Raw genomic sequence first — 1,648 nt, forward strand, 5'->3', positions numbered from 1 at the left:
TTCCGTTGACCACGGCACAGAATACGGGTTTCTCGGAGCAAACGACGCCGGTAAGACGACAATGCGAATGTTGATATCACTGACCCAGCCGACAGACGATCAGGCGTGGATCGACGGGACTCCTGTCTTGGATCGCGATGCGATCAGAGATTGGAATAGTCTCGATGAATTCCCATACTTAGGCATTCCTTAGTGAACGGCCGGACAAATATGATATTAGAGAATCAATTCGAAGATCAATAGTATTTCAAAACTTGAATACGTAAGGTAGGGTATGTATGACCTCACAGGCTTTCAGCGCGACTTGCTGTACGTGATAGCCGGTCTGGATGATCCACACGGGCTCGCGATCAAAGACGAGCTCGAAGACTACTACGAAAAAGAGATCCATCACGGACGTCTGTATCCGAATCTCGATACGCTTGTTGAGAAAGGGCTCGTCGAAAAGAGCCAGCGCGACCGACGAACTAACGAGTACAAGACTACCCGCCGAGGTACCAGAGAAATCGAGGCGCGAACTGAATGGGAAGCCGAGTATATTGACCACGAGGCCGAAGCGTCGCGATCGAGAACAGCTTGACCTCGCCGCTTTACTCGATAGTTCTGACACCGAAAATCTCGAACCGAGCGTCACCAGCGTTACTCCCCACCACTTGAATCTCCCACCAATGTACAGTAGTCACTTCGGCGATGATACCGACCCCAAGCCCGATCCCCTCTATGTGGGTTGTATAACCAGGTTCGAACACGGCTTCACGATCGTTCTCGGGAATAAACGTCCCGAATATTCAGGGATTTGGGGCATACAGAGCGTAGAGGATCGACAGCATCCCGGCTGCGGTGACGAGTGCTGCGACGAATCCCGCTTCGAAGATTGATACCTGGAGGACTTCGAAGAGTACACCCTCGAGGAGGCCACCAAGCCCAACCAGGAAGCCAGCTGCGACATACAGTAGTAACTGCGTGTGATGCCGTTGGTACCCACGGTAGGCCTGATACGCGATAACCAGCGCCAACGCGGTCGTGAACAGCTTGCCGATGACGAATAACGTGTGTTCCATGAGTCAGTCTCCCCGTATCTCTTCGAAAATAGACGTGATCCGGTCGGCGGGGTCCGGCCGGACGTCGATGGTGACGTCGAAGCCCTCTGCTTGGAGGAGGACTTCGATGCGTTCGAGGCGCGCCTCATGCTCGCTGTAGTGTCTCCCTCCCAGGTCGACGTGCGTGTACTCTTCAAGGAGACCCTGCTCGACGAGCCGGGTGACACGGCGTGAGACGGTCGGACGCGACATGTCACATTCTTCGCTGAGATCCTTCGCGGACAGTCGGTCGGTCTTCGTCGCCACGAGGATGTCGCGGGCGTACTCGTCGTCGAGTGTGGCGAAGACCTCCGGCGGATCGGACTCCGGTATGAACCAGCTCGAGAGTAGCGTCGGCGGCCTGACCGTCGGCGGGAAGGTCCACAGCCTCAGCGCGTGGTTCGTGCTCGCGCTCCGGCTCATGATGGGGTACGCGTTCGCGTACTCCGGATTCACGAAGATCACGGGCGAGTTCGCCGCCGGCGGCTACCTGTCGAACGTCGCGGCGACGAACGGCAACCCGCTCGCGGGGATGTTCGCGTGGATGGGGTCGACGCCGTGGTTCGTCG

4 protein-coding genes and 1 pseudogene are annotated in these 1,648 nt (G+C 56.9%); 3 read left to right on the forward strand and 2 right to left on the reverse strand.

Features of this window, described 5'->3' with window-relative positions; all coding sequences use genetic code 11:
* The coding region (locus GJ633_RS16500; RefSeq protein ID WP_156589631.1) for an ATP-binding cassette domain-containing protein at positions 1-193 on the forward strand (193 nt) is incomplete at its 5' end.
* 81 nt (positions 194-274) lie between these two features.
* Positions 275-580 (forward strand): helix-turn-helix transcriptional regulator, encoded by a 306-nt coding sequence (locus GJ633_RS16505; RefSeq protein ID WP_156589632.1) that lies wholly within the window; start codon positions 275-277, stop codon positions 578-580.
* A gap of 208 nt (positions 581-788) precedes the next feature.
* On the opposite strand, the gene GJ633_RS16510 is transcribed toward GJ633_RS16505, so the two are convergent.
* Both GJ633_RS16510 and GJ633_RS16515 read right to left on the reverse strand, forming a co-directional pair.
* Positions 789-1,061 (reverse strand): hypothetical protein, encoded by a 273-nt coding sequence (locus tag GJ633_RS16510; RefSeq protein WP_156589633.1) that lies wholly within the window; start codon positions 1,059-1,061, stop codon positions 789-791.
* 3 nt (positions 1,062-1,064) lie between these two features.
* The gene (locus GJ633_RS16515) at positions 1,065-1,412 is read right to left on the reverse strand and encodes a helix-turn-helix domain-containing protein (protein ID WP_321169136.1); all 348 of its coding nucleotides are present in this window, start codon (positions 1,410-1,412) and stop codon (positions 1,065-1,067) included.
* Between GJ633_RS16515 and GJ633_RS16520 the strand changes: the two are divergent.
* Positions 1,411-1,648: pseudogene (locus tag GJ633_RS16520) on the forward strand (DoxX family protein); the annotation flags it as partial. The gene GJ633_RS16515 and the pseudogene GJ633_RS16520 sit on opposite strands and share 2 nt — an antisense overlap.

This window comes from Halorubrum sp. CBA1125, assembly GCF_009742825.1.
Taxonomy (GTDB): domain Archaea; phylum Halobacteriota; class Halobacteria; order Halobacteriales; family Haloferacaceae; genus Halorubrum.